This window comes from Actinosynnema sp. NPDC050801, assembly GCF_040673975.1.
Lineage (GTDB): Bacteria > Actinomycetota > Actinomycetes > Mycobacteriales > Pseudonocardiaceae > Actinosynnema.
The window spans coordinates 195,996-215,923 of sequence record NZ_JBFAQZ010000009.1 but is presented as its reverse complement, the minus strand read 5'-3'; the positions used below and the strand labels follow the sequence as shown (position 1 = coordinate 215,923).

At 72.5% G+C, this 19,928-nt stretch carries 14 protein-coding genes; 10 read left to right on the top strand and 4 right to left on the bottom strand.

The window, feature by feature from the left end:
• The first annotated feature begins 55 nt into the window (after positions 1-55).
• The 3 genes from AB0K14_RS21895 to AB0K14_RS21885 are packed head-to-tail and all read left to right on the top strand — an operon-like array spanning position 56 to position 7,277.
• Positions 56-2,554 carry a beta-L-arabinofuranosidase domain-containing protein gene (locus tag AB0K14_RS21895; protein WP_360455317.1) on the top strand — a complete coding sequence of 833 codons (2,499 nt, stop codon included), beginning with the start codon at positions 56-58 and terminating at the stop codon, positions 2,552-2,554.
• Positions 2,555-2,583: 29 nt separating this feature from the next.
• On the top strand, positions 2,584-4,014 hold the full coding sequence (locus AB0K14_RS21890) for a glycoside hydrolase family 43 protein (protein ID WP_360455314.1): 1,431 nt from the start codon (positions 2,584-2,586) through the stop codon (positions 4,012-4,014).
• A complete protein-coding gene (locus tag AB0K14_RS21885) occupies positions 4,011-7,277 on the top strand; it encodes a discoidin domain-containing protein (protein WP_360455311.1) in 3,267 nt (1,088 codons plus the stop codon). Before AB0K14_RS21890 ends, AB0K14_RS21885 begins: the two co-directional genes overlap by 4 nt.
• 54 nt (positions 7,278-7,331) lie before the next feature.
• On the opposite strand, the gene AB0K14_RS21880 is transcribed toward AB0K14_RS21885, so the two are convergent.
• The gene (locus AB0K14_RS21880) at positions 7,332-7,877 is read right to left on the bottom strand and encodes a hypothetical protein (RefSeq protein ID WP_360455308.1); all 546 of its coding nucleotides are present in this window, start codon (positions 7,875-7,877) and stop codon (positions 7,332-7,334) included.
• Positions 7,878-8,135: 258 nt separating this feature from the next.
• On the opposite strand from AB0K14_RS21880, the gene AB0K14_RS21875 reads away from it, so the two are divergent.
• From AB0K14_RS21875 to AB0K14_RS21865, 3 genes are all read left to right on the top strand, one after another.
• Positions 8,136-8,723, top strand: a complete 588-nt coding sequence (locus AB0K14_RS21875) for a redoxin domain-containing protein (RefSeq protein ID WP_360455305.1) — start codon at positions 8,136-8,138, stop codon at positions 8,721-8,723.
• Positions 8,723-9,565: a cytochrome c biogenesis protein CcdA gene (locus AB0K14_RS21870; protein ID WP_360455302.1), complete on the top strand. Its 843-nt coding sequence runs from the start codon at positions 8,723-8,725 to the stop codon at positions 9,563-9,565. The genes AB0K14_RS21875 and AB0K14_RS21870 overlap by 1 nt, the downstream gene beginning before the upstream one ends.
• Positions 9,566-9,756: 191 nt before the next feature.
• On the top strand, positions 9,757-11,778 hold the full coding sequence (locus tag AB0K14_RS21865; protein ID WP_360455580.1) for a translation factor GTPase family protein: 2,022 nt from the start codon (positions 9,757-9,759) through the stop codon (positions 11,776-11,778).
• A 51-nt stretch (positions 11,779-11,829) separates the two neighbouring features.
• Here AB0K14_RS21865 and AB0K14_RS21860 read toward each other — a convergent pair whose 3' ends face one another.
• Complete coding sequence (locus AB0K14_RS21860) at positions 11,830-12,399, bottom strand: GNAT family protein (RefSeq protein WP_360455299.1); 570 nt, start codon at positions 12,397-12,399, stop codon at positions 11,830-11,832.
• A gap of 58 nt (positions 12,400-12,457) precedes the next feature.
• The gene (locus AB0K14_RS21855) at positions 12,458-12,844 is read right to left on the bottom strand and encodes an STAS domain-containing protein (protein WP_360455296.1); all 387 of its coding nucleotides are present in this window, start codon (positions 12,842-12,844) and stop codon (positions 12,458-12,460) included.
• Positions 12,845-12,976: 132 nt separating this feature from the next.
• On the opposite strand from AB0K14_RS21855, the gene AB0K14_RS21850 reads away from it, so the two are divergent.
• Together AB0K14_RS21850 and AB0K14_RS21845 are read left to right on the top strand one after the other, a co-directional pair.
• Positions 12,977-13,123 (top strand): hypothetical protein, encoded by a 147-nt coding sequence (locus AB0K14_RS21850; protein WP_360455293.1) that lies wholly within the window; start codon positions 12,977-12,979, stop codon positions 13,121-13,123.
• A gap of 3 nt (positions 13,124-13,126) precedes the next feature.
• The gene (locus tag AB0K14_RS21845; protein WP_360455291.1) at positions 13,127-14,170 is read left to right on the top strand and encodes a TerC family protein; all 1,044 of its coding nucleotides are present in this window, start codon (positions 13,127-13,129) and stop codon (positions 14,168-14,170) included.
• A 230-nt stretch (positions 14,171-14,400) separates the two neighbouring features.
• Here the strand turns inward: AB0K14_RS21845 and AB0K14_RS21840 are convergent, their stop codons facing one another.
• Positions 14,401-15,273 (bottom strand): alpha/beta hydrolase, encoded by an 873-nt coding sequence (locus AB0K14_RS21840; protein WP_360455288.1) that lies wholly within the window; start codon positions 15,271-15,273, stop codon positions 14,401-14,403.
• A gap of 188 nt (positions 15,274-15,461) precedes the next feature.
• On the opposite strand from AB0K14_RS21840, the gene AB0K14_RS21835 reads away from it, so the two are divergent.
• Both AB0K14_RS21835 and AB0K14_RS21830 read left to right on the top strand, forming a co-directional pair.
• On the top strand, positions 15,462-18,644 hold the full coding sequence (locus tag AB0K14_RS21835) for a BTAD domain-containing putative transcriptional regulator (RefSeq protein ID WP_360455285.1): 3,183 nt from the start codon (positions 15,462-15,464) through the stop codon (positions 18,642-18,644).
• Between the two features lie 71 nt (positions 18,645-18,715).
• Positions 18,716-19,924, top strand: a complete 1,209-nt coding sequence (locus AB0K14_RS21830; RefSeq protein ID WP_360455283.1) for a lipase — start codon at positions 18,716-18,718, stop codon at positions 19,922-19,924.
• The last annotated feature ends 4 nt before the right edge of the window (positions 19,925-19,928 follow it).

Genomic DNA, 19,928 nt, shown 5'->3' with positions numbered 1-19,928 from the left:
CGCCCCCGGACCCCGCCCCGGGGGCGCCGGCCCCCTGCCACGGAAGGTCACGACCATGTCCCTGCCCACCCCATCCCGTCGCGCCGTGCTGCGCGCGGGCGCGGTGGTCGCCTCGACCACCGCCCTGCCCGCCCTCCCCGCGACGCCCGCCGCTGCCGCCCCCGCCGCAGCCGCCGCGAGACCGGACACGGGCGTGTCGGCGCACGCGTTCCCCCTCGGCGCGGTCACGCTGCTCGCCGGACCGTTCCAGTCCAACACCTCCCGCACCCACGCCTACCTGCGGTTCCTCGACGCGGACCGGTTGCTGCACACGTTCCGGCTCAACGTCGGCCTGCCGTCCTCGGCGACGCCGTGCGGCGGGTGGGAGTCGCCGACCACCGAGCTGCGCGGCCACTCCACCGGCCACGTGCTGACCGCGCTCGCGCAGGCGTACGCGAGCACCGGCGACACCGCGTTCCGCACCAAGGGCGACCACCTCGTCGCCCAGCTCGCCACCTGCCAGGACCGGGCGCAGGCGGCCGGGTTCAACACCGGCTACCTGTCCGCGTTCCCGGAGAGCTTCATCGACCGGGTGGAGGCGCGGCAGCAGGTCTGGGCGCCTTACTACACCCTGCACAAGATCATGGCGGGCCTGCTGGACATGCACGTGCTGGCGGGCAACGCCCAGGCGCTCACCGTCCTCACCCGGATGGCCGCCTGGGTCGGGTGGCGCAACGGCAGACTGACCCAAGCCCAGCGGCAGAACATGCTGAAGACCGAGTTCGGCGGCATGAACGAGGTGCTGGCCAACCTGTACCAGCTCACCGGCGACCCGGCGCACCTGACCGCCGCGCAGCACTTCGACCACGCGGAGATCTTCGACCCGTTGGCCGCCAACACCGACGCGCTCAACGGCTACCACGCGAACACCCAGATCCCGAAGGCGCTCGGCGCGATCCGCGAGTACCACGCCACCGGCCTGACCCGGTACCGCGACATCGCCACCAACTTCTGGAACATCGTGGTCGGCGGGCACACCTACGCCATCGGCGGCAACTCCAACGGCGAGTACTTCAAGGCGCCCGGCCGGATCGCGTCGGAGCTGTCGGACCACACGTGCGAGTGCTGCAACACCTACAACATGCTCAAGCTGACCCGTCAGCTGTTCCGCACCGACCCGAGGGCGCACCACTTCGACTTCCACGAGAAGGCCCTCTACAACCACCTGCTGGGCGGGCAGAACCCGTCGTCCGCGCACGGCCACCACAGCTACTACGTGCCGTTGCGGCCCGGCGGCCAGCGCACCTACAGCAACGACTACCAGGACTTCACCTGCTGCCACGGCACCGGGATGGAGACCAACACCAAGCACGGCGACAGCATCTACTTCCACGCCGGCAACACCCTGTACGTCAACCTGTTCATCGCCTCGGTGCTCACCTGGCCGGGCCGGGGGATCGGCGTGCGGCAGGACACCGGGTTCCCGGAGTCGGCGGCCACCCGGCTCACCGTCACCGGGTCCGGGCCGATCGACCTGCGCCTGCGGATCCCGTCCTGGGCGGCGGGCGCGCAGCTCAAGCTCAACGGCGTGGTGCAGGACGTGCCGGCCGTGCCGGGCACGTACGCGCGCCTGGACCGGACGTGGAGCAGCGGTGACGTGCTGGACCTCAGCCTGCCGATGGCGTTGACCCGGGAGCCCGCGCCGGACAACCCGGCCGTGCAGGCGGTCAGGCACGGCCCGATCGTGCTCGCGGGCGGGTACGGCACGACGAACCTGACGTCGATGCCCACGCTCCAGCCCGCCACGCTGCGCGCGACGTCCACCCCGTTGCGGTACACGGCGACGGCGAGCACCGGCCAGGTGACGTTGCTGCCGTTCTACCAACTCCACGGCCAGCGCTACACGGTCTACTGGAACGTCACCGACACGCCCGCGCCGCCGCCGTTCATCGCGCACTACCCGTTCGACGAGGCGGCGGGCTCGGTGGCGGCGGACGCCACCGGGAACGGCCGGACCGCCACCCTCGCCGGTGGCGCGCGGTGGACCACGGGCCGCACCGGCTCGGCGGTCGACCTCGGCGGCGCCGGCGAGCACGTGCTGCTGCCCGCCGGCCTGCTGGCGGGTGCGACGGCGTTCAGCGTGGCCACGTGGGTGTGGCTGGGCACGGTGGCCACGTGGGCGCGCGTGTTCGACTTCGGCGCCGGTCCCAGCACGTGCCTGTTCCTCACCCCGCGCGGTTCGGCGGGCGGCGCCAGGTTCGCCATCACCACCGGCGGTGCGGGCGCCGAGCAGCGCATCGACGCGCCGTCACCGCTGCCCGCGGGCGTGTGGACGCACGTCGCCGTGACGCAGACCGGCAACCTCGGCGTGCTCTACGTCAACGGCGCCGAGGTGGCCCGGAACACGGCGCTGACCGTGCGGCCGTCCGCGCTCGGCAGCACCACGCAGAACTGGATCGGGCGCTCCCAGTACGCGGGCGACCCCTACCTGGACGGTGCCGTGGACTCCTTCCGCGTCCACGGCCGCGCCCTCACCGCCGCCGAGGTGGCCGACCTGCACGCGACCGGCCGCTAGCCCACATCCCCCACCGTGAGGACACACCCATGCGCATCCGACACCGGGCGGTGAAGCTGGGCGCGGCACTCGCGCTCGTCGCCTCCGCCGCCGTCGCACCGGCCGCGTTCGCGGCCAACCCGATCGTCACGAACTACTACACCGCCGATCCGGCGCCCCTGGTCGTCGGCAACACCCTGTACGTCTACGCGGGCCGGGACGAAGCGCCCTCGGGCACGAACAACTTCGTCATGCGCGAGTGGCGGGTGCTGTCCTCCACGGACGCCGCCACGTGGACCGACCACGGCGCGCGGGCGAACATCGGCACGTTCCCGTGGGCGGGCGCCGACGCGTGGGCGAGCGAGGTCGAGGCCAAGAACGGCAAGTACTACTGGTACACCTCGGTCAACGGCAACGGCGCGGGCTGGATGGACATCGGCGTCGCGGTCGGCGACAGCCCGCTCGGCCCGTTCCGCGACGCCAAGGGCGGGCCGCTGGTCAGCGACGGCACGCCCAACTCCTCCGGGCTGAACATCGACCCGACCGTGTTCACCGACGACGACGGCCAGTCCTACCTCTACTGGGGCGGCTACTGGGGCGCGCGGGCGGCCAAGCTCAAGCCGAACATGATCGAGCTGGACGGTGCGGTGACCACGCCGCAGGGCCTGGCGAACTTCTGGGAAGCGCCCTGGATGTTCAAGCGCGACGGCCTGTACTACATGATGTACGCGGCCAACGACACCAACGGGTGCGTCACCAACTCCAACTACGCCTGCCAGCGCTACGCCACCGCCACCAGCCCGCTGGGGCCGTGGACGCACCGCGGCGTCGTGCTCGACCAGGTCTCCTCGACCACCAACCACGCGGGCGTGGTGCAGTTCAACGGGCAGTGGTACATCGTCTACCACAACGCGAACGCGCCCGGCGGCGGCAACTTCCGCCGGTCCGTCGCGGTGGACCTGCTGCACTTCAACGCCGACGGCACGATGCGCAAGGTCACCCAGACCACCACCGGGCCGCCGCCCAACCCCGGCACCAACCCCGGTACGGGCACGAACCTGGCGCCATCGGCGACCGCGTCCACCTCGCACGTCTCGGCGTGGGAAACGCTGGCCGCGCTCAACAACGGCGGCACGCCCGCGAACTCCGCGGACCGCTCCAACCTCGCCTACGGCAACTGGCCCGAGCGCGGCACGCAGTGGGTCGAGTACCAGTGGCCGACCGCCAAGTCGATCAACAAGGTGGCCACGTACTGGTTCGACGACGACCAGGGCATCGACCTGCCCGCGTCGTGCGGGGTGCAGTACTGGAACGGCAGCGCCTACGTCGACGTGCCCGGCCAGTCGGCGTGCGGCGTCGCGGGCAACACGCTCAACACGACCACGTTCACCGCCGTGAACACCACGCGGCTGCGGTTGTCGATCACCTCGAAGCCCGACTTCTCGACGGGGGTGTTGGAATGGCAAGCCTTCCAGGCGTGACCCGACGGCTCGCGGCCGCGGTGGTGCTCGGCGCGCTCCTCGTGCCCGTGCACAGCGCCTCCGCCGCGCAGACGATCGGCTACCCGACGTTCACCGGACCGTCGATCCCGGCGCCGCCGGTCGGCTACAGCACCGGCAGCACCATGCGCGCCATCTACGACGCCGAGAGCGGCGGTACCGACTTCTGGGTGGACCGCCTGCTCGCGCGGCCCGGCAACGACCCGGCGGGACCGTGGCTGATGACCCGCGGCCGCGGCCTGTTCATGTACACCCACAACCCCGCCGTGATCGGCTTCGGCGGGAACGCCGCGTACTGGGACAACATCAGCAGCCAGAACGCCTACGCCGTCACCGTCGGCTCGGGGACGCTGACCGAGCAGGTGGCGAGCCGGTGGCAGGCGCCGAGCCACTGGAAGGGCGTCTACACCGGCACCGGCGTCCGGGTGGAGGTGGCGAAGTTCATCACGCACGACAACGTCGCCGTGACCAACCTGACCGTCACCAACACCGGTTCGGCCTCGGCCACCCTGCCGCTGCGCGTCACCTCGCCGTACGCGACCACGGTCAGCGGCTCGGAGCTGACCGGCTCACGGCTGGTGAAGAACAACCTCACCACGATCCGGCCCAGGTTGTCCGGCGACGGGTTCACCGCCGCGAGCGGCGCGCTCACCCGGTCGATCACGCTGGGCGCGGGCCAGTCGACCACCACCAAGGTCGTCATGGGGTTCGTCACCGACGAGATCCCCGAGTCGCTGACCGAGTACAACGCCTACCGCGGCCACACGCCGCCGGTCGCGTTCGCCATCCACGTGCGCGCCTACAACCGCTGGTGGGCCGACAACATCCCCTACATCGACGTGCCCGACCCGGCGATCAAGAAGAACGTGTACTACCGCTGGTGGCTGATGCGCTTCAACCACCTCGACGTGGACATCCCCGGCCAGGACTTCCAGTTCCCGGTCTCGATCGAGGGCGTCACCGGCTACAACAACGCGATCGCGCTGACCCAGCCGATGCACATCGACGACCTGAAGTACCTGCGCGACCCGCTCTACTCGTACGGGCCGTGGCTGTCGGTGGGCCAGTCGTCCAAGGGCGGCCGGTTCATGGACAACCCCGGCGACCCGGAGAACTGGTCGAACTCCTACACCCAGTACATCTCCGAGGCGGCGTGGCGCAGCTACCAGGTCCACGGCGGCCAACCCGCCGTGGCCGGGAACCTGGCCAAGTACGCCGAGGGTGACGTGAAGGGCCAGTTGGCCACGTTCGACACCAACAACAACGGTGTCATCGAGTACGACTGGGGCGCGATGACCGGCAACGACGCCGACGCGGTGTCGTTCGACTGGCGGGCGGGCAACCTCGACCGGGCCGAGACGGCGTACGTGTGGAGCGGCGCGATGGCGGCGCAGCAGGCGTACGCGCTGACCGGGAACACGGCGAAGGCGACCGAGATGCAGGCGCTGGCCGACCGGATCCGCAACGGCGTGGTGAACACGCTGTGGAACCCGTCCCGGCAGTTGCTGGAGCACAAGCACGTGGCCACGAACGCGCACGTGCCGTGGAAGGAGATCAACAACTACTACCCGTTCTCGGTCGGCCTGATGCCGAGCACCGACCAGTACAAGCAGGCGCTGCGGCTGTTCGCCGACCCGGCCGAGTACCCGGTGTTCCCGTTCTACACGGCCAACCAGCGGGACAAGGCGGAGGCGGCGCAGGCGGGCCACCCCGGTTCCAACAACTTCTCCACCATCAACTCCACCGTGCAGTTCCGGCTGTACTCGTCGGTGCTGCGCAACTACCCGAACCAGTGGATGACCGCGGAGGACTACAAGAAGCTGCTCTACTGGAACACCTGGGCGCAGTACGTCGGCGGCAACACCCAGTGGCCGGACGCCAACGAGTTCTGGGCGAACTGGAACGCGGGAGCCAAGACCATCGACTACCGCTCGTGGATCCACCACAACATCCTCGGCAGCAGCAACTGGACCGTGGTCGAGGACGTGGCCGGGCTGCGCCCGCGCACGGACAGCCGGATCGAGCTCTCGCCGATCAACATCGGCTGGTCGCACTTCGCGGTCAACAACCTGCGCTACCGCAACATGGACCTGAGCGTGGTGTGGGACGACCCGGCCGACGGCGTCACCCGCTACAACAGCGTGCCGCAGGGGTACTCGGTCTACCTGAACGGCACCCGCGCGTTCACCGTCGACCGGCTCACCCGGGTGCTCTACGACCCGGCGAGCGGTCAGGTCACCTTCCCGTCCGGTGCGGGCACGGTGAACTACAGCGTGGCCATCAGCGGGTTGCAGGCGCCGCAGGACGTGGCGCACGGCGGCGCGCGGATGGTGGACATGTTCGCCAAGGCGGGCGTCGACCTGACCTCGACCACGCCGAACCTGGCGCAGGGCGCGGCCGTCACGGCGTCGTACACGGCGTCCGGCACGTCCACCGGCGCCGCGGTCGACGGGTTCCCGATCAACGAGCCGCTGTGGGGCACCTCGGGATCGCCCAACTCCTCGGACTGGTACGAGATCGACTTCCGGCAGCAGCGCACCGTGGACGAGGCGCGGCTGTACTTCCGCGACGACCGGGCGGGCAACCGCTACCGCGCGCCGTCGTCGTACGCGGTCCAGTACTGGAACGGCTCCGCCTGGGTGGACGCGGCGGCGCAGACCAGGACGCCGACGACACCGAAGGCCAACTACAACCGGGTCCGGTTCACCCCGGTGTCCACGCAGCGGATCCGGGTGCAGGTCACGCACGCGTCCGGGTTCAAGACCGGGTTGACCGAGGTGAAGGTGCACAACCGGGGCGGCGGCGATCCGGACCCGCTGCCCGTGAACCTGGCGCCGGCGGCGACCCCGTCCGCGTCCTACACCTCGGCGTGGGAGTCGGTGGCCGCGATCAACGACGGCGTGGACCCGCCGTCGTCCGACGACGCGGTGAACCCGCGGTGGGGCACGTGGCCGAACACCGGTGAGCAGTGGGCGGAGCTGACCTGGGACTCGGCCAGGTCGGTGAAGTCCGCGCAGGTGTACTTCTTCGACGACGGCCAGGGCATCGACCTGCCCGCGTCGTGGAAGGTGCAGTACTGGAACGGATCGGCCTACGCCGACGTGCCGGGTGCGAGCGGGTACCCGGTGGCGGCCGACCGGTACCAGGACGTGACGTTCACGGCGGTGAGCACGACCCGGCTGCGGGTGGTGCTCCAGAGCGGCGCCGACTCGGTCGGTCTGCTGGAGGTCAAGGTCTTCGGCTGACCGCGGCGGGGGACCGGTCACGCGCCGGCCGGTCCCCCTCCACCCGCGGCGGTGTCAGCAGCCGCCGCAGTTGTAGTAGGTGACGTCCCAGTGGTTGCTCTCCAGGAAGTAGATGTTCCCGGAGCCGGACTGCCACTTGTTGCCACCGATGTAGGCGAAGTTGCCGCGGATGTAGTTGCCGACGCAGCTGTAGAGGCTGTAGTCGAGCTTGTAGCCGTTCCAGTGGCTGTAGGTGCCGCTCGCGTGGCCGGTCTCGGTGCCGCCGGTGACGTTCAACGCGCAGCCGCTGGCCCGCTTGAGGGTCACCGCGCCCTGCACCGTGGTCAGGTTGATCTGCGAGAACGACGTGCAGGTCGGGTTGTTGCGGTCGCTGCAACCGCCGCTGGAGGACCACGTGATGCCGGCGGCGCGGAAGCGGGCGGCGGCGTCGGCGTGGGTCAGCTTGGTGACCAGCGCGGTGACCGGAGTCTCGGCGGTGGGGTGGAAGACGGTGTCCTGGACGGCTTCGGCGGGTGCCGCCGAGGCCGTGGTCGCGCCGGTGACGGTGAGCAGTGCCGTGGCGACGGCCACGAGGGCGGCGCGGAATCGACCGGTACGCATGGGAACTGTCCTTTCGACGGGCAGCCCTCGTCGGACCCGGGGTGACCGGGCCGGTGCAGGGGTGCGGCAGGGTCGACGGCCAGCTTAGGAGCCAGCGGGTTACCACACAGCGGCCAAGTGGGAGATTTTCTGACTGACCGACCGTGGTATGCGGTCGCCGTCGCGCGGGTCGTCGCACCCGAACGTCAGCGGTTCGTAATGGCCCACGGGCGGTGGGGTCGGGCAGGATCGGGTCCTGTTCCCGTGGAGGTGTGGTCGATGCGGTGGAAGTCCACGTCCGTTGTCGCTCTGCTGGCCCTGGTGGTGGGGTGCGGGTCCGCGCCGATGTCGAGCGGGGGCTCTCCCGCGACCACCGCGCCGTCCGGTGCGACCGACGCCCCGGCCACTTCCGCTCCGGCGACCTCGGCGACGACCACGGGGCCCGGCCGGTCCGCGCCGGTGGCCGACCAGCTGCGGTTCACCGCGAAGACCGTGGACGGGGCCGACTTCTCCGGTGACAGCCTCGCCGGCAAGCCGGCCGTGTTCTGGTTCTGGGCTCCTTGGTGCCCGACGTGCCAACGCGAGGCGTCCGGTGTGGCGGCGGCGGCCCGGGACAACGCCTCGGTGACGTTCGTCGGTGTCGCCGCGCTGGACGAGGTGCCCGCGATGCGGCAGTTCGTGGAGCGCTACGGACTCGGCGGGTTCGGGCACATCGCCGACACCGACACGTCGGTGTGGAAGCGGTTCGGCGTCACCGCGCAGCCCGCGTACGCGTTCGTCGGCCGCGACGGCGAGGTGGACGTCGTGACGACCCAGCTGTCCGAGCATCAGTTGCGGGACCGGGTCACCGCCATCGCGGGCCCCTGATGACCGAGGTCGTGCTGCTCGCGGTGCTGGCGGGCATGGTCGCGACGGTGAACCCGTGCGGCTTCGCCATGCTGCCCGCCTACCTCACCCTGGTCGTGCACGGCGACGACGGCCGTGACCGGGTGGGCGCGATCGGTCGGGCGCTGGCCGCGAGCGCCGTGATGACGGCCGGGTTCGTGGTGGTGTTCGGGGTCTTCGGCGTGGTGATCGCGCCGGTCGCGGCCTCGGTGCAGCGCTACCTGCCGTTCGTCACCGTGGTCATCGGCGCGGCCCTGGCGGTCACCGGCGTGCTGCTGGTGGCCGGGAAGACGGTGGCGCTGCTGATGCCCAAGCCGACCAAGGGCGCGCCGACCAGGCGGTTGGGGTCGATGTTCGGTTACGGCGTCGCCTACGCGGTCGCGTCGTTGTCCTGCACGATCGGGCCGTTCCTCGCGGTCGTCGGCACGGCGCTGGGCGGCGCGGACGTGGCCGAGGGCGTCGTGGCGTTCCTCGCCTACGCGCTGGGCATGGGGCTGGTGGTCGGTGTGCTCGCCGTCGCCGCCACGCTGACCGACAGCACCCTGGCGGCCCGGGCCAGGGGGTTGCTGCCCCACGTGTCGCGGATCGGCGGCGTGCTGTTGGTGCTCGTCGGCGCGTACGTCGCCTACTACGGGGTCTACGAACTGCGGTTGTTCTTCGGCGCCGCCGATCCCGCCGACCCGGTGGTCGACGCGGCGGCGGCCGTGCAGGGCGCCTTGGTGGAGGCGGTGACCGCGATCGGCCCGTGGCCGCTGGTGGCGGTGCTGGTGCTCCTGGTCGCGGGCGGGGTCGTGCTGGCCCGCCGCAAGGCCGCGCGGCGCTGAACCGCCGGTCGTGTGCCTGCGGCGCTGACTCCGGTCCTGTGCCTGCGGTCGTGTGCCGCCGGTTGTTTGCCTGCGGTCGTGTCGCGGCGGCGGAGAAATCGGCCGGCGGGATCCGGCGGTTCGATCTACCGTGTTCCGGTCCGCGTGTGCGGTGTGGTCTTTGAGGAGGAGTGGGATGCGGCGACTCGACGGTGTGCTCCGGTCAGACGCCCCTTCCCACACCCGCGAGGACCGTCATCTCCGCTCGAACCCTCAACCTGGGCGTGCTCGCGCACGTCGACGCCGGTAAGACCAGCCTCACCGAACGGCTGCTGTTCGACCACGGGAGGATCCCGCGGCTCGGCAGCGTCGACGGCGGTGACACGCAGACCGACAGCGGCGAGCTGGAACGCCGTCGCGGCATCACCATCCGCTCCGCCGTGGCGTGGTTCGCGCTGCGCGATCCCGCGCTGGGTGATCTCCAGGTGAACCTGGTGGACACACCGGGGCACCCCGACTTCATCGCCGAGGTCGAACGCGCCCTGTCCGTCCTCGACGGCGCCGTGCTGGTCGTCTCGGCGGTCGAGGGCGTGCAGGCGCAGACCAGGGTGCTGATGAGGTCGCTGCGGCGACTGCGCCTGCCGACGCTGATCTTCGTCAACAAGGTGGACCGGATGGGCGCGCGGCAGGACGACCTGCTCGCCGAGATCCGCCGCAGGCTCACGCCCGCCGTCGTGCCGATGGCGCGGGTCGAGCGGCTGGGCACGCGGGGCGCCACCGTGGTCGCCCGGTCGTTCGCCGACCGCGCGTTCGCCGCCGAGGTGGCCGAGGTGCTCGCCGACCACGACCTCCCGCTGCTCGGCCGGCTCGTCGACGGCGACCTGCCCGACGACGTCGCGGGCCTGCTGCGCGACCAGACGTGCCGCGGGGTGGCGCACCCGGTGTTCTTCGGCTCGGCGATGTCGGGCGCGGGGACGGCGGAGCTCGCCGACGGTGTGCGGAGGTTCCTCGCGCCGCGCCCTGCGTCGTCCGAGGGCCCGCGCGGCACGGTGTTCGCCGTCGAGCGCACCGGGAAGGGGGAGAAGGTCGCCTACCTGCGCCTGTTCTCCGGCACCCTGCACGGTCGGCAGCGGGTGGCGTTGCGACGGCGCGACGCCTCGGGCGCGGTCGAGGAGCACCAGGGGCGCATCGCCGGGCTGGAGGTCGTCGGCGGCGGGTCCGGACCGCTCACCGCGGGTGACATCGGCAAGCTGCGGGGCCTGCCGCGGGTGCGCGTGGGCGACCGGTTGGGTGCGGACGACGACGAGCCGGGGTCGCACTTCTCACCCCCGATCCTGGAGTCGGTCGTGCGACCCGAGCAGCCCGGCCGTGCCGCGGAGCTGCACGCCGCGCTCACCCGGCTGGCCGACGAAGACCCGCTGATCCGCACCAGGGCGACCGGTGGCGCGACGTCGGTGCTGCTCTACGGCGCGGTGCAGCGGGAGGTGATCGCGGATCGGCTCGATCGCGAGTACGGCATCAAGGCGGTGTTCGAGCAGGTCCGGCCGGTGTACTTCGAGCGGCCGGTGGGTCGGGGCGAGGCCGTGCACGAGTTCGACCCGCGCGGCCCGAACGACTTCTGGCAGACGGTGGGGGTGCGCGTCGAGCCGCTGCCGCCGGGGACCGGCACCACGTTCACCAGGCAGGCGCAGCTCGGCCTGCTGCCGAAGGCCTACCACCGGGCCATCGAGGAGGCGGTGACGACGACGCTCCAGCAGGGCCTGCACGGGTGGGAGGTGACCGACTGCGCGGTCACCGTCACGCACGTCGGCTACCAGGCGCCGAACACGGTCGCCGCCGACTTCCGCCACCTCACGCCGATCGTGCTGCTGCGGGCGTTGCGGCGGGCGGGCAGCGCGGTCCACGAGCCCGGCTACCGGGTCGAGGTGGAGGTGCCGGAGGACGCGCTGAGCGCCGTCACGGGTCTGCTGCTCTCGCTGGGCGCCGACCTCGCCCCGGCGGTGGCGTCCGGTTCGGCGTGGCTGGTACCGGGTGACATCCCGGCCCGGTCGCTGCACGACCTGGCCGCCGCGCTGCCGGGCCTGACCCGCGGCGAGGGGAGCATCTGGCACGAGCCGGGGCCGGCCCGCGTGGTCCGGGGGCGGCCGCCGACCAGGGCCAGGACCGACGGCAACCCGCTGGACCACGACGAGTACCTGCGATTCCTGTCGAACCGGAACCTGGCCACCCGGTGAGCGGCCGGGCCACCGGTCGGGCTTGCACCGGTCGGGCTTGCACCGGCTGGGCTACACCGGCTGGGCCGCCGGGCGTTCGAAGATCAGCTCCAGCCCGTCCTCGTCGTCCCACTGCTCGCCGACCTCGACGAACCCGAAGCCCGCGATGGTGGCCAAGGACGCCGCGTTGTCCGGGCCGATCGTCGCCCGCACGGTCCGGACGCCGGGGTCGGCGGCGGCCCGGCGCAGCAGTTCCACCAGCGCGGCCCTGGCGTAGCCGCGCCGGCGGAACGCCGGGTCGACGGAGTAGCCGATCTCGACCATGCCCGCGGCGTCCGGCGGACCGTGGAACCCGGCGTGCCCGACCACCACGTCGCCGTCCACCGCAGCACCGTCCACCGCTGCACCGTCCACCGCTGCCCTGTCCACCGCGTCCTCGGCCACCATGGCGAGGCGCGCCATCCACCGGGCGTTGCCGGGGTCGGCGGCGATCTGGTCCAGCCGGTACCGCCACAGCCACCGCGCCCGGTCGGTCAGGAAGTACTCGGTGAGCGCGACCTCGGCCGCGGTCAGGTCACCGTCGAGCAGGGCGGCCATGACGCGGCCGTCCAGCTCGACGAAACGCACGTCATCCGCTGTCACGGTGCGCATGGTCGTCGCCCACCGGCGTCGCCGTCCACCGGGTTTCCGGGTTCGACGTTCAGCCGGGGTGGCGCTCGGCGGGCGTGGTCGGCGCACTCACCAGGTCGAGTGACGGCACCACGGTGAGCAACCGGTCGACCTCGGTGAGCTGGAGCGGGCGGACCACCGACCGCCGGCTCGCCACCACCGCGAACCCGACGCCCGTCGCGACCGCGCGGTGGTGGGCGTCGAGCAGCGCCGCGATGCCCAGCGAGCCGAGGATGGTCACCTCCGTCAGGTCAGCCACCAGCACCGGCGGCCGTCGTTCGAGCTGGGCGTGCAACTCGGCGCGGATCAGGTCGACACCCGCGAGGTCGACCTCGCCGGTGACACGGGTGACCGCGAAGCCGCGGACCTCGATCGTGTCGACGGCCAGCTCGTCGGCCTGCCAATGCCGATCGGTCATGGACGCGCTCCCTCGGGGTGGCCTGTGTGACCGTGGCGTCGTCCCGGTCCGGCTCGGCGTTACGCCCGGCGTGAGCGGGGAACCCGGAGCACGACGACGCCGCGAGGCCGTCGAGGCCATGAGGAGGGACGCGTGAGCTCGCACCGGGGTGACCACGAGCCCGACCCGCCGGACCCGTCGGTGCCGGCTCCCGTGCCGCGCCGGCCGCAGCCGACCGGGCCCGATCCGATACCGCCCAAGCCGTTGCCCCCGCCGGTGCCGCCCACCTCCGGTACCTGATCCGTGGCTGACATCGGGGTCCTGACCTGGGTGGTCACCATCGGCGTCGTCCTCGCGCTGCTCGCGGTGGACCTGGTGCAGGCGGTGGTGCGGCCGCACCGGGTCGGGATCGGTGAGGCGACCGCCTGGTCGGTGTTCTACGTGCTGTTCGCGCTGCTGTTCGGCGTGTGGTTCACGGTGAAGCACGGCGGGGAGGCGGGGACCGAGTACTTCGTCGGCTACCTGGTGGAGAAGAGCCTGTCGGTCGACAACCTGTTCGTGTTCGTGATCATCATGTCGACGTTCGCCGTGCCGGAGGCCCACCAGCACAAGGTGCTGACGTTCGGCATCGTGCTCGCGCTGGCGTTGCGCGGGGTGTTCATCGCGGTGGGCGCGACGTTGCTGGCGTTGTTCTCGTTCGTGTTCCTCGTGTTCGGCCTGTTGTTGATCTACACGGCCGTGCAGCTGTTCCGGCACCGGGACGAGGATCCCGACGTCGAGGACAACGTCGTGGTCAAGACCGCGCGCCGGGTGCTGCCGGTGGCCGACGACTACGACGCCGGGAAGCTGTTCACCCGCGGCGAGGGCAGGCCGATGGCCACGCCGCTGTTCGTGGTGCTGCTCGCGATCGGCAGCATCGACGTGCTGTTCGCGCTGGACTCCATCCCGGCGGTGTTCGGGATCACCTCGGAGCCCTACGTCGTGTTCGCCGCGAACGCGTTCGCGCTGCTGGGGTTGCGGGCGTTGTTCTTCCTGGTCAAGGGGTTGCTGGACCGGTTGGTGTACCTGTCGACCGGGTTGTCGCTGATCCTGGCGTTCATCGGGGTGAAGCTGATCCTCCAGTGGGCGCACAAGGACGTGGACGCCCGCGTGCCGGAGGTGCCGACGTTGGTCAGCCTCGCGGTGATCGTGGTGGTGTTGTCGGTGGTGACCGTGGCGAGCCTCGTCAAGACACGGCGTGACCCGTCGGTGAAGGCACGTCCGGGTTCGTTGCGGGCCCGGCGCGCCAGGGCGGAGGGCGGCGAGGACGCCGCGCGGCCGCGGCCACGTCGTGGGGAACCGACGTGACCGTGCCACCCCGCGCGTGTCCTACACCCGGGTCGCGCGTGTCCTACGTTCAGAACAGCCGAGTTGAACGTTCAGAACAGCGCCGGCCGTTCTGAGCGTTGAACTCGGGGTACGCGAACGTAGGACACGCGCGTTCTGAACGTAGGACACGCGCGTTCTGAACGTAGGACACGCGCGTTCTGAACGTTGGACACGCGGGTTTTGGAGGTAGGACACGCGCGGGGGTGGGGTTAGCGGGTCAGGAGGTGGCGCAGGGCCTTGACCACGTCGCCGGGTGCTTCTTCGGCCATGAAGTGGCCGGACGAGACGGTGTGGTGCTCCAGGTCCGGTGCCCACTCGCGCCAGCGGGCGGTGGCGTCGAAGCCGAGGGCGGCGCCCCAGTCCTGTTGCAGCACGGTCACCGGCATCCGCAACCGGTTCCCGGCCTCGCGGTCGGCCCGGTCGTGGTCGACGTCCACGGTGGCCGAGGCGCGGTAGTCGGCGACGATCGAGGGGACCGCCTCGCGGGACGCCTTCAGGTAGGCGGCGCGGACGTCGGCCGGGATCGCGGCCGGGTCGGTGCCCCAGAGGTCGAGGAAGTGGCCGAAGAACGCGTCGGCGGAGGCGCTGATCATGGCTTCCGGCAGGCCGGGCGGCTGCGCCATCAGGTAAAGGTGGAAGCCGACGGCGGCGGTGGTGCCGTGCAGCACGTCCCACATGTCGAGGGTCGGCAGGACGTCCAAAGACGCCAGGTGGGTGACCACGTCCGGGTGGTCGAGCCCGGCGCGGATGGCGACCAGCGCGCCCCGGTCGTGACCGGCGAGCGCGAAGCGGTCGTGCCCGAGTGCACGGGCCAGGGTGACGACGTCGGCGGCCATCGTGCGCTTGGCGTAGGTCTGCCCGTCGACGTCGACCGGCTTGTCGCTGTCGCCGTAACCGCGCAGGTCGGGGCAGATGACGGTGTGGTCGGCGGCCAGGTCGGCGGCGACGTGCCGCCACATCAGGTGGGTCTGGGGGAAGCCGTGGAGCAGCACGACGGGGCTGCCCGAGCCGCCCACGGCGACGTTGAGCGCGACGCCGTCGGCGACGGTGACGCGCTGCTGGGTGAACGAGGCGATCTTCATGTCCGGCTCCCGGTCGAGGGTGTTGGTGGTTCGTCGACAACCGTGCGTCGTGCCGATCAGCGTTCGGTCAGCCGCCGGTCAGCGGTCGGATCAGCGCCGCCGGTCGGCGGCGGGTCGACGCAGGTCAGCGGTCCGATCAGCGGCGACTCGGTCGGCCGGTGGGTGGGGCGTCGGATACGTTGTCGGCGATGGTGCGTTTCGGGGTGTTGGGGCCGCTGGAGGCCGTGGACGAGCGCGGGCCGGTCGACCTCAAGGGACCGCGGCACCGGGCCGTGCTGGCACGGCTGCTGGTCGCCAGCGGTCGGGTCGTGCCGGTCACGCGGCTGATCGACGACCTCTGGGACGACGCGCCGGACGGGGCGCTCGGCGCCGTGCAGACGTTCGTGGGCGCGTTGCGCAAGGCCCTCGAACCGGACCGCCCGCCCCGGACGCCGGCCCGGCTGCTGGTCACCACGCCGCCCGGTTACGCCCTGCGGGCGCAGGACGTGGACGCCCGGCGGTTCGAGGACGCCGTCGCGTCGTCGGCCCGGTCGCACGCCGCCGGCCGGTTCGCGGACGCCTACGCGCTGCTGGGGGAGGCGCTGGCGCTCTGGCGCGGCCCCGCGTACGCCGAGTTCGCCGACCAACCGTGGGCCCGCGCCGAGGCGACCCGGCTGGACGAGATGCGGCTGCTGGCGGTCGAACGGCGGGCCGAGGCGGCGTTGGCGCTGGGCAAGGCCGCCGAGACGGCGCCGGACCTGGGTGCGCACGTCGCCGCGCACCCGCTGCGCGAGGACGGCCGCAGGCTGCTCGCCCTCGCGCTCTACCGGACGGGCAGGCAGGGCGAGGCGTTGGCGACGCTGCGCGAGGCCCGTGAGGCGCTGCGCACCGAACTCGGCGTGGACCCCGGCCCGGCCCTGCGGCGGCTGGAGTCCGACATCCTCGCCCACGCCCCGGACCTGACCACCGGCCCGGACACCGCGGCACCGCCGACCCCGCCCGCGCCGGACCCGCGGCCCGTCCCGTTCGTCGGCCGCACGGACGAGTTGGCCGAGCTGGCGCGGGCAGCCGCGACGGTGGCGGCGGGTCGGCCGGGGTTGGCGTTGGTGTCCGGGGTCGCGGGCGCGGGCAAGACGGCGTTGGCCGCGGCGCTGACCGAACGGCTCGCCGCCGCCGGGTGGACGACCGCGTGGGGCACGTGCCCCGAACTGCGGGGTGCGCCCGCCGCCTGGCCGTGGACGCAGGTGCGGGACGCCCTCGCCGCGGACCACGAGCCACCGCCCATCCCCGACACGACCCCCGACGACCCCGTCGCGGCACGGTTCCACCGGCACCGCGCCATCGGCTCCTACCTGGCCGCCGTCGCCGCGCACCGCCCGGTCCTGCTGGTCTTCGACGACGTGCACTGGGCCGACGAGGAAACCCTCGCCCTGCTGACCTCGTTGGCCACCGACCACGACACCGGACCGGTGCTGATCGTCGCCACCTACCGCTCCACCGAGATCCCCGCCGCGCTGACCGAGGCACTCGGCCGGGCCGCCCGCGCCGAACCGACGCGCGTCTACCTGGGCGGGCTCACCGAATCCGGGGTGCGGGAACTGGTCGAGGCCATCACGGACCGCGAGCCGACGGCCGCCGACGTCCGCGCGATCCACACCCGCAGCGCCGGCAACCCGTTCTTCGTCCGCGAGCTCACCCGGCTCTGGGAGACCGACCCGGCCCTGCGCACGGTCCCCGCCGGCGTCCGGGACGTGATCCGCCACCGCCTCACCCAGCTCACCGAGACCGCCCGCACCCACCTGCGGCAGGCGTCGGTCCTCGGCCAGGACGTCGACCTGGACGTGCTGATCCCGCTCATCGGGGACGACGAGGACGCGGTGCTGGACTCCGTCGAGTCGGCGCTGCTCGCGGGTTTCCTGGTGGAACCGGACGCCGACCGCCTGCGGTTCGCCCACGCGCTGGTCCGCGAAACGCTGTACGACGACATCACCCGCACCCGCCGGGCCCGGTGGCACGCCGCGGCCGCCGACGTCGTCGAGCGGGCGCACCCCGACGACGTCGAGGCCATCGCCCACCACCTCCTGCGCGCCGGGAGCCGGGCCGCCGCCGCACGCACCGCGCACTACGCCCGCGCCGCCGCCGAACGGGCCGAGCGCCGGTTCGCGCCCCACCAGGCCGCGGTGCTGTGGCGGGAGACGCTCGACCGCTCGCCGCGCACCGAACCGACGGCGCGCCTGGAGGCCGTGATGGGCCTGGTGCGGTCGTTGGCCGTGACCGGAGACCTGGAGCAGGCCCGGCGGTACCGGGCGGAGGCGGTCACCGAGGCGGTCGGCGACCCGGTGCTGACCGCGCGCACGATCGGCTCCTTCGACGTCCCCGCGATCTGGACCACCAACGACGACGAAGCCCTGTCCGCCCGCCTCACCCGTGCGGCCGAACGAACCCTGGCCCTGCTCCCGCCCGGCCACGAGGCCGAACGCGCGCGCCTGCTGATCACCATCGCCATGGAACGGCGCGCCGACCCGGGGCGAAGGGGCATGGAGGCGGCCCGGGAAGCGGAGGCGATCGCCCGCGACCTGGACGACCCGTCGTTGCTCGCGTTGGCGCTCAACGGCCGTTTCCTCCAGACGTGCCACCGGGCGGGCCTCGCGCCCGACCGGGCCCGGATCGGTGACGACCTGCTCGACCTCGCCGCGCGCCACGGCCTGGTGACGTTCGAGGTGCTCGGCCACCTGATCGGGCTCCAGGCCCGCGCCGCGCTCGCCGACCTGGCCGCCGCCGACCGGCACGCGGCCGAGGCCGACGCGCTCGCCGAGCGCCACGACCTGCCGCTGGTCGGCGTCTTCACCGCCTGGTACGCCGCGCTGCGACTGGCGTTGTCCGGTCGGCGGGCCGAGGCCGAGGCCGCCTACCGCGCCGCCGCGTCCCGGCTCGCCGGCGCCGGCATGCCCGGCGTGGAGCGCGGGATGCTCCCGTTGGCCCTGCTGAGCATCGGCGTGGTCCAGGACGGCGACTGGGGTCCGCACGAGCCGTGGGCACGCCCCGTCGCGCTGCTGGCACGGGGCAAGCGCGCCGAGGCCCTCGCCGCCACCGTGCCCGATCCGCCGCACGACCTGCTCCTGGAAGCCAGGACGTGCCTGCACGCCGTGATCGCGGTCGAGGCAGGCGACCGGCCGACGGCGGAACGCCTCTACGCACGCCTGCTCCCGGCGGCCGGGGAACTCGCCGGCGCGGGCAGCGGCTTGGTCTCCTTCGGCCCCGCCGCGCACCACCTCGGCAACCTCGCCACCGTCCTGGGACGCCACGACGAGGCCGCGGCGCACCACCGCCGGGCCGAGGAGCTGGCCGACCGGCTGAACGCTCCACAGTGGACCGTCCCGCACGTCACCTAGTGTGCGGTCTCAGGGTCGCGCTGGGTGGACATCCCGATTCCACGCACCCCGAACCGCCATAGGTTCGCCTGGTGACCGGAAAACGATTCGTGCGCGGGCTCGCCCTGCTCACCGGCGCCGCCCTGGCGGCCACCGCCCCGACCGCGACGGCCTCACCGGAGGCCCTGCGGTTCCACCTGCCCGCACCCACCGGACCCCACGCGGTGGGCATCACCGAGCTCCACCTCGTCGACCACGCCCGCCCCGACCCCTGGCTGCCGACCCGGACCCGGGAGCTGATGGTCACCGTCCGCTACCCGACCCCGTCCCGGGGCGACGCGCGGGCGCCGTTCATGCCGCCCCCGGTCGCCGAAGCCGTGGCCAGGTCCGACGCCGCGGCACTGCGCATCGACCCGGCCGAACTGGACTACGGCTTCGCCACCCACTCGATCCCCGACGCGCCCGCCCTGCCCGGTCGGCGGCCCGTCGTGCTGTACTCGCCCGGCCGCGGCAACCCGCGCGCCCTGGGCACCGGCCTCGCGGAACAGCTGGCGAGCGAGGGATACGTGGTCGTCTCCATCGACCACACCCACGAACCCCTGGCCGTGGAGTTCCCCGACGGACGGGTCGCCCCGCGATCGATCCCGTCGCCGCTGACGGTCGAGGTCAACAAGAAGCTGATGGCGACGCGCGTCCAGGACACGAGCTTCGTGCTCGACCGACTCGAATCCCTGACCAGGGGCGGGAACCCGGACGCCGGGCACCTGCCGGCGGGCCTGCGCCGGTCGCTCGACCTCACCCGGGTCGGCGTGGTCGGCCACTCCGCGGGGGGCTTCACCGCGGGCGAGACCATGGTGTCCGACCGGCGGATCGACGCGGGCGCGAACCTCGACGGCAGCATGGGCTACTCCCAGTCCGCGCGCGACTTCGGCCGCGTCGCCGACGAAGGCCTGGACCGGCCGTTCCTGCTGATGAGCGCGGGCGACCACAGCTCGGCGTCGGACGCGTCGTGGCAGGAGTTCCTGGCCAACCACCGCGCCTGGGTCCGCCGGCCGCACCTGTCGGACGGCGAGCACTCCTCGTTCACCGACCACCAGTCCCTGGTGCCGCAGCTGGCCGCCCACCTCGGCCTCGACCCGGCCGTGACGGCGCCCATCACCGGCACGGTCGACCCGGCCCGCAGCACCGCCGCGCAGCGCGCCTACCTGACCGCGTTCTTCGACGTGCACCTGCGCCACCGGCCGGACCACCTGTTCGACGGCCTGTCCGCGCGCTACCCCGAGGTGCGGTTCCCCGGCTGAGCCG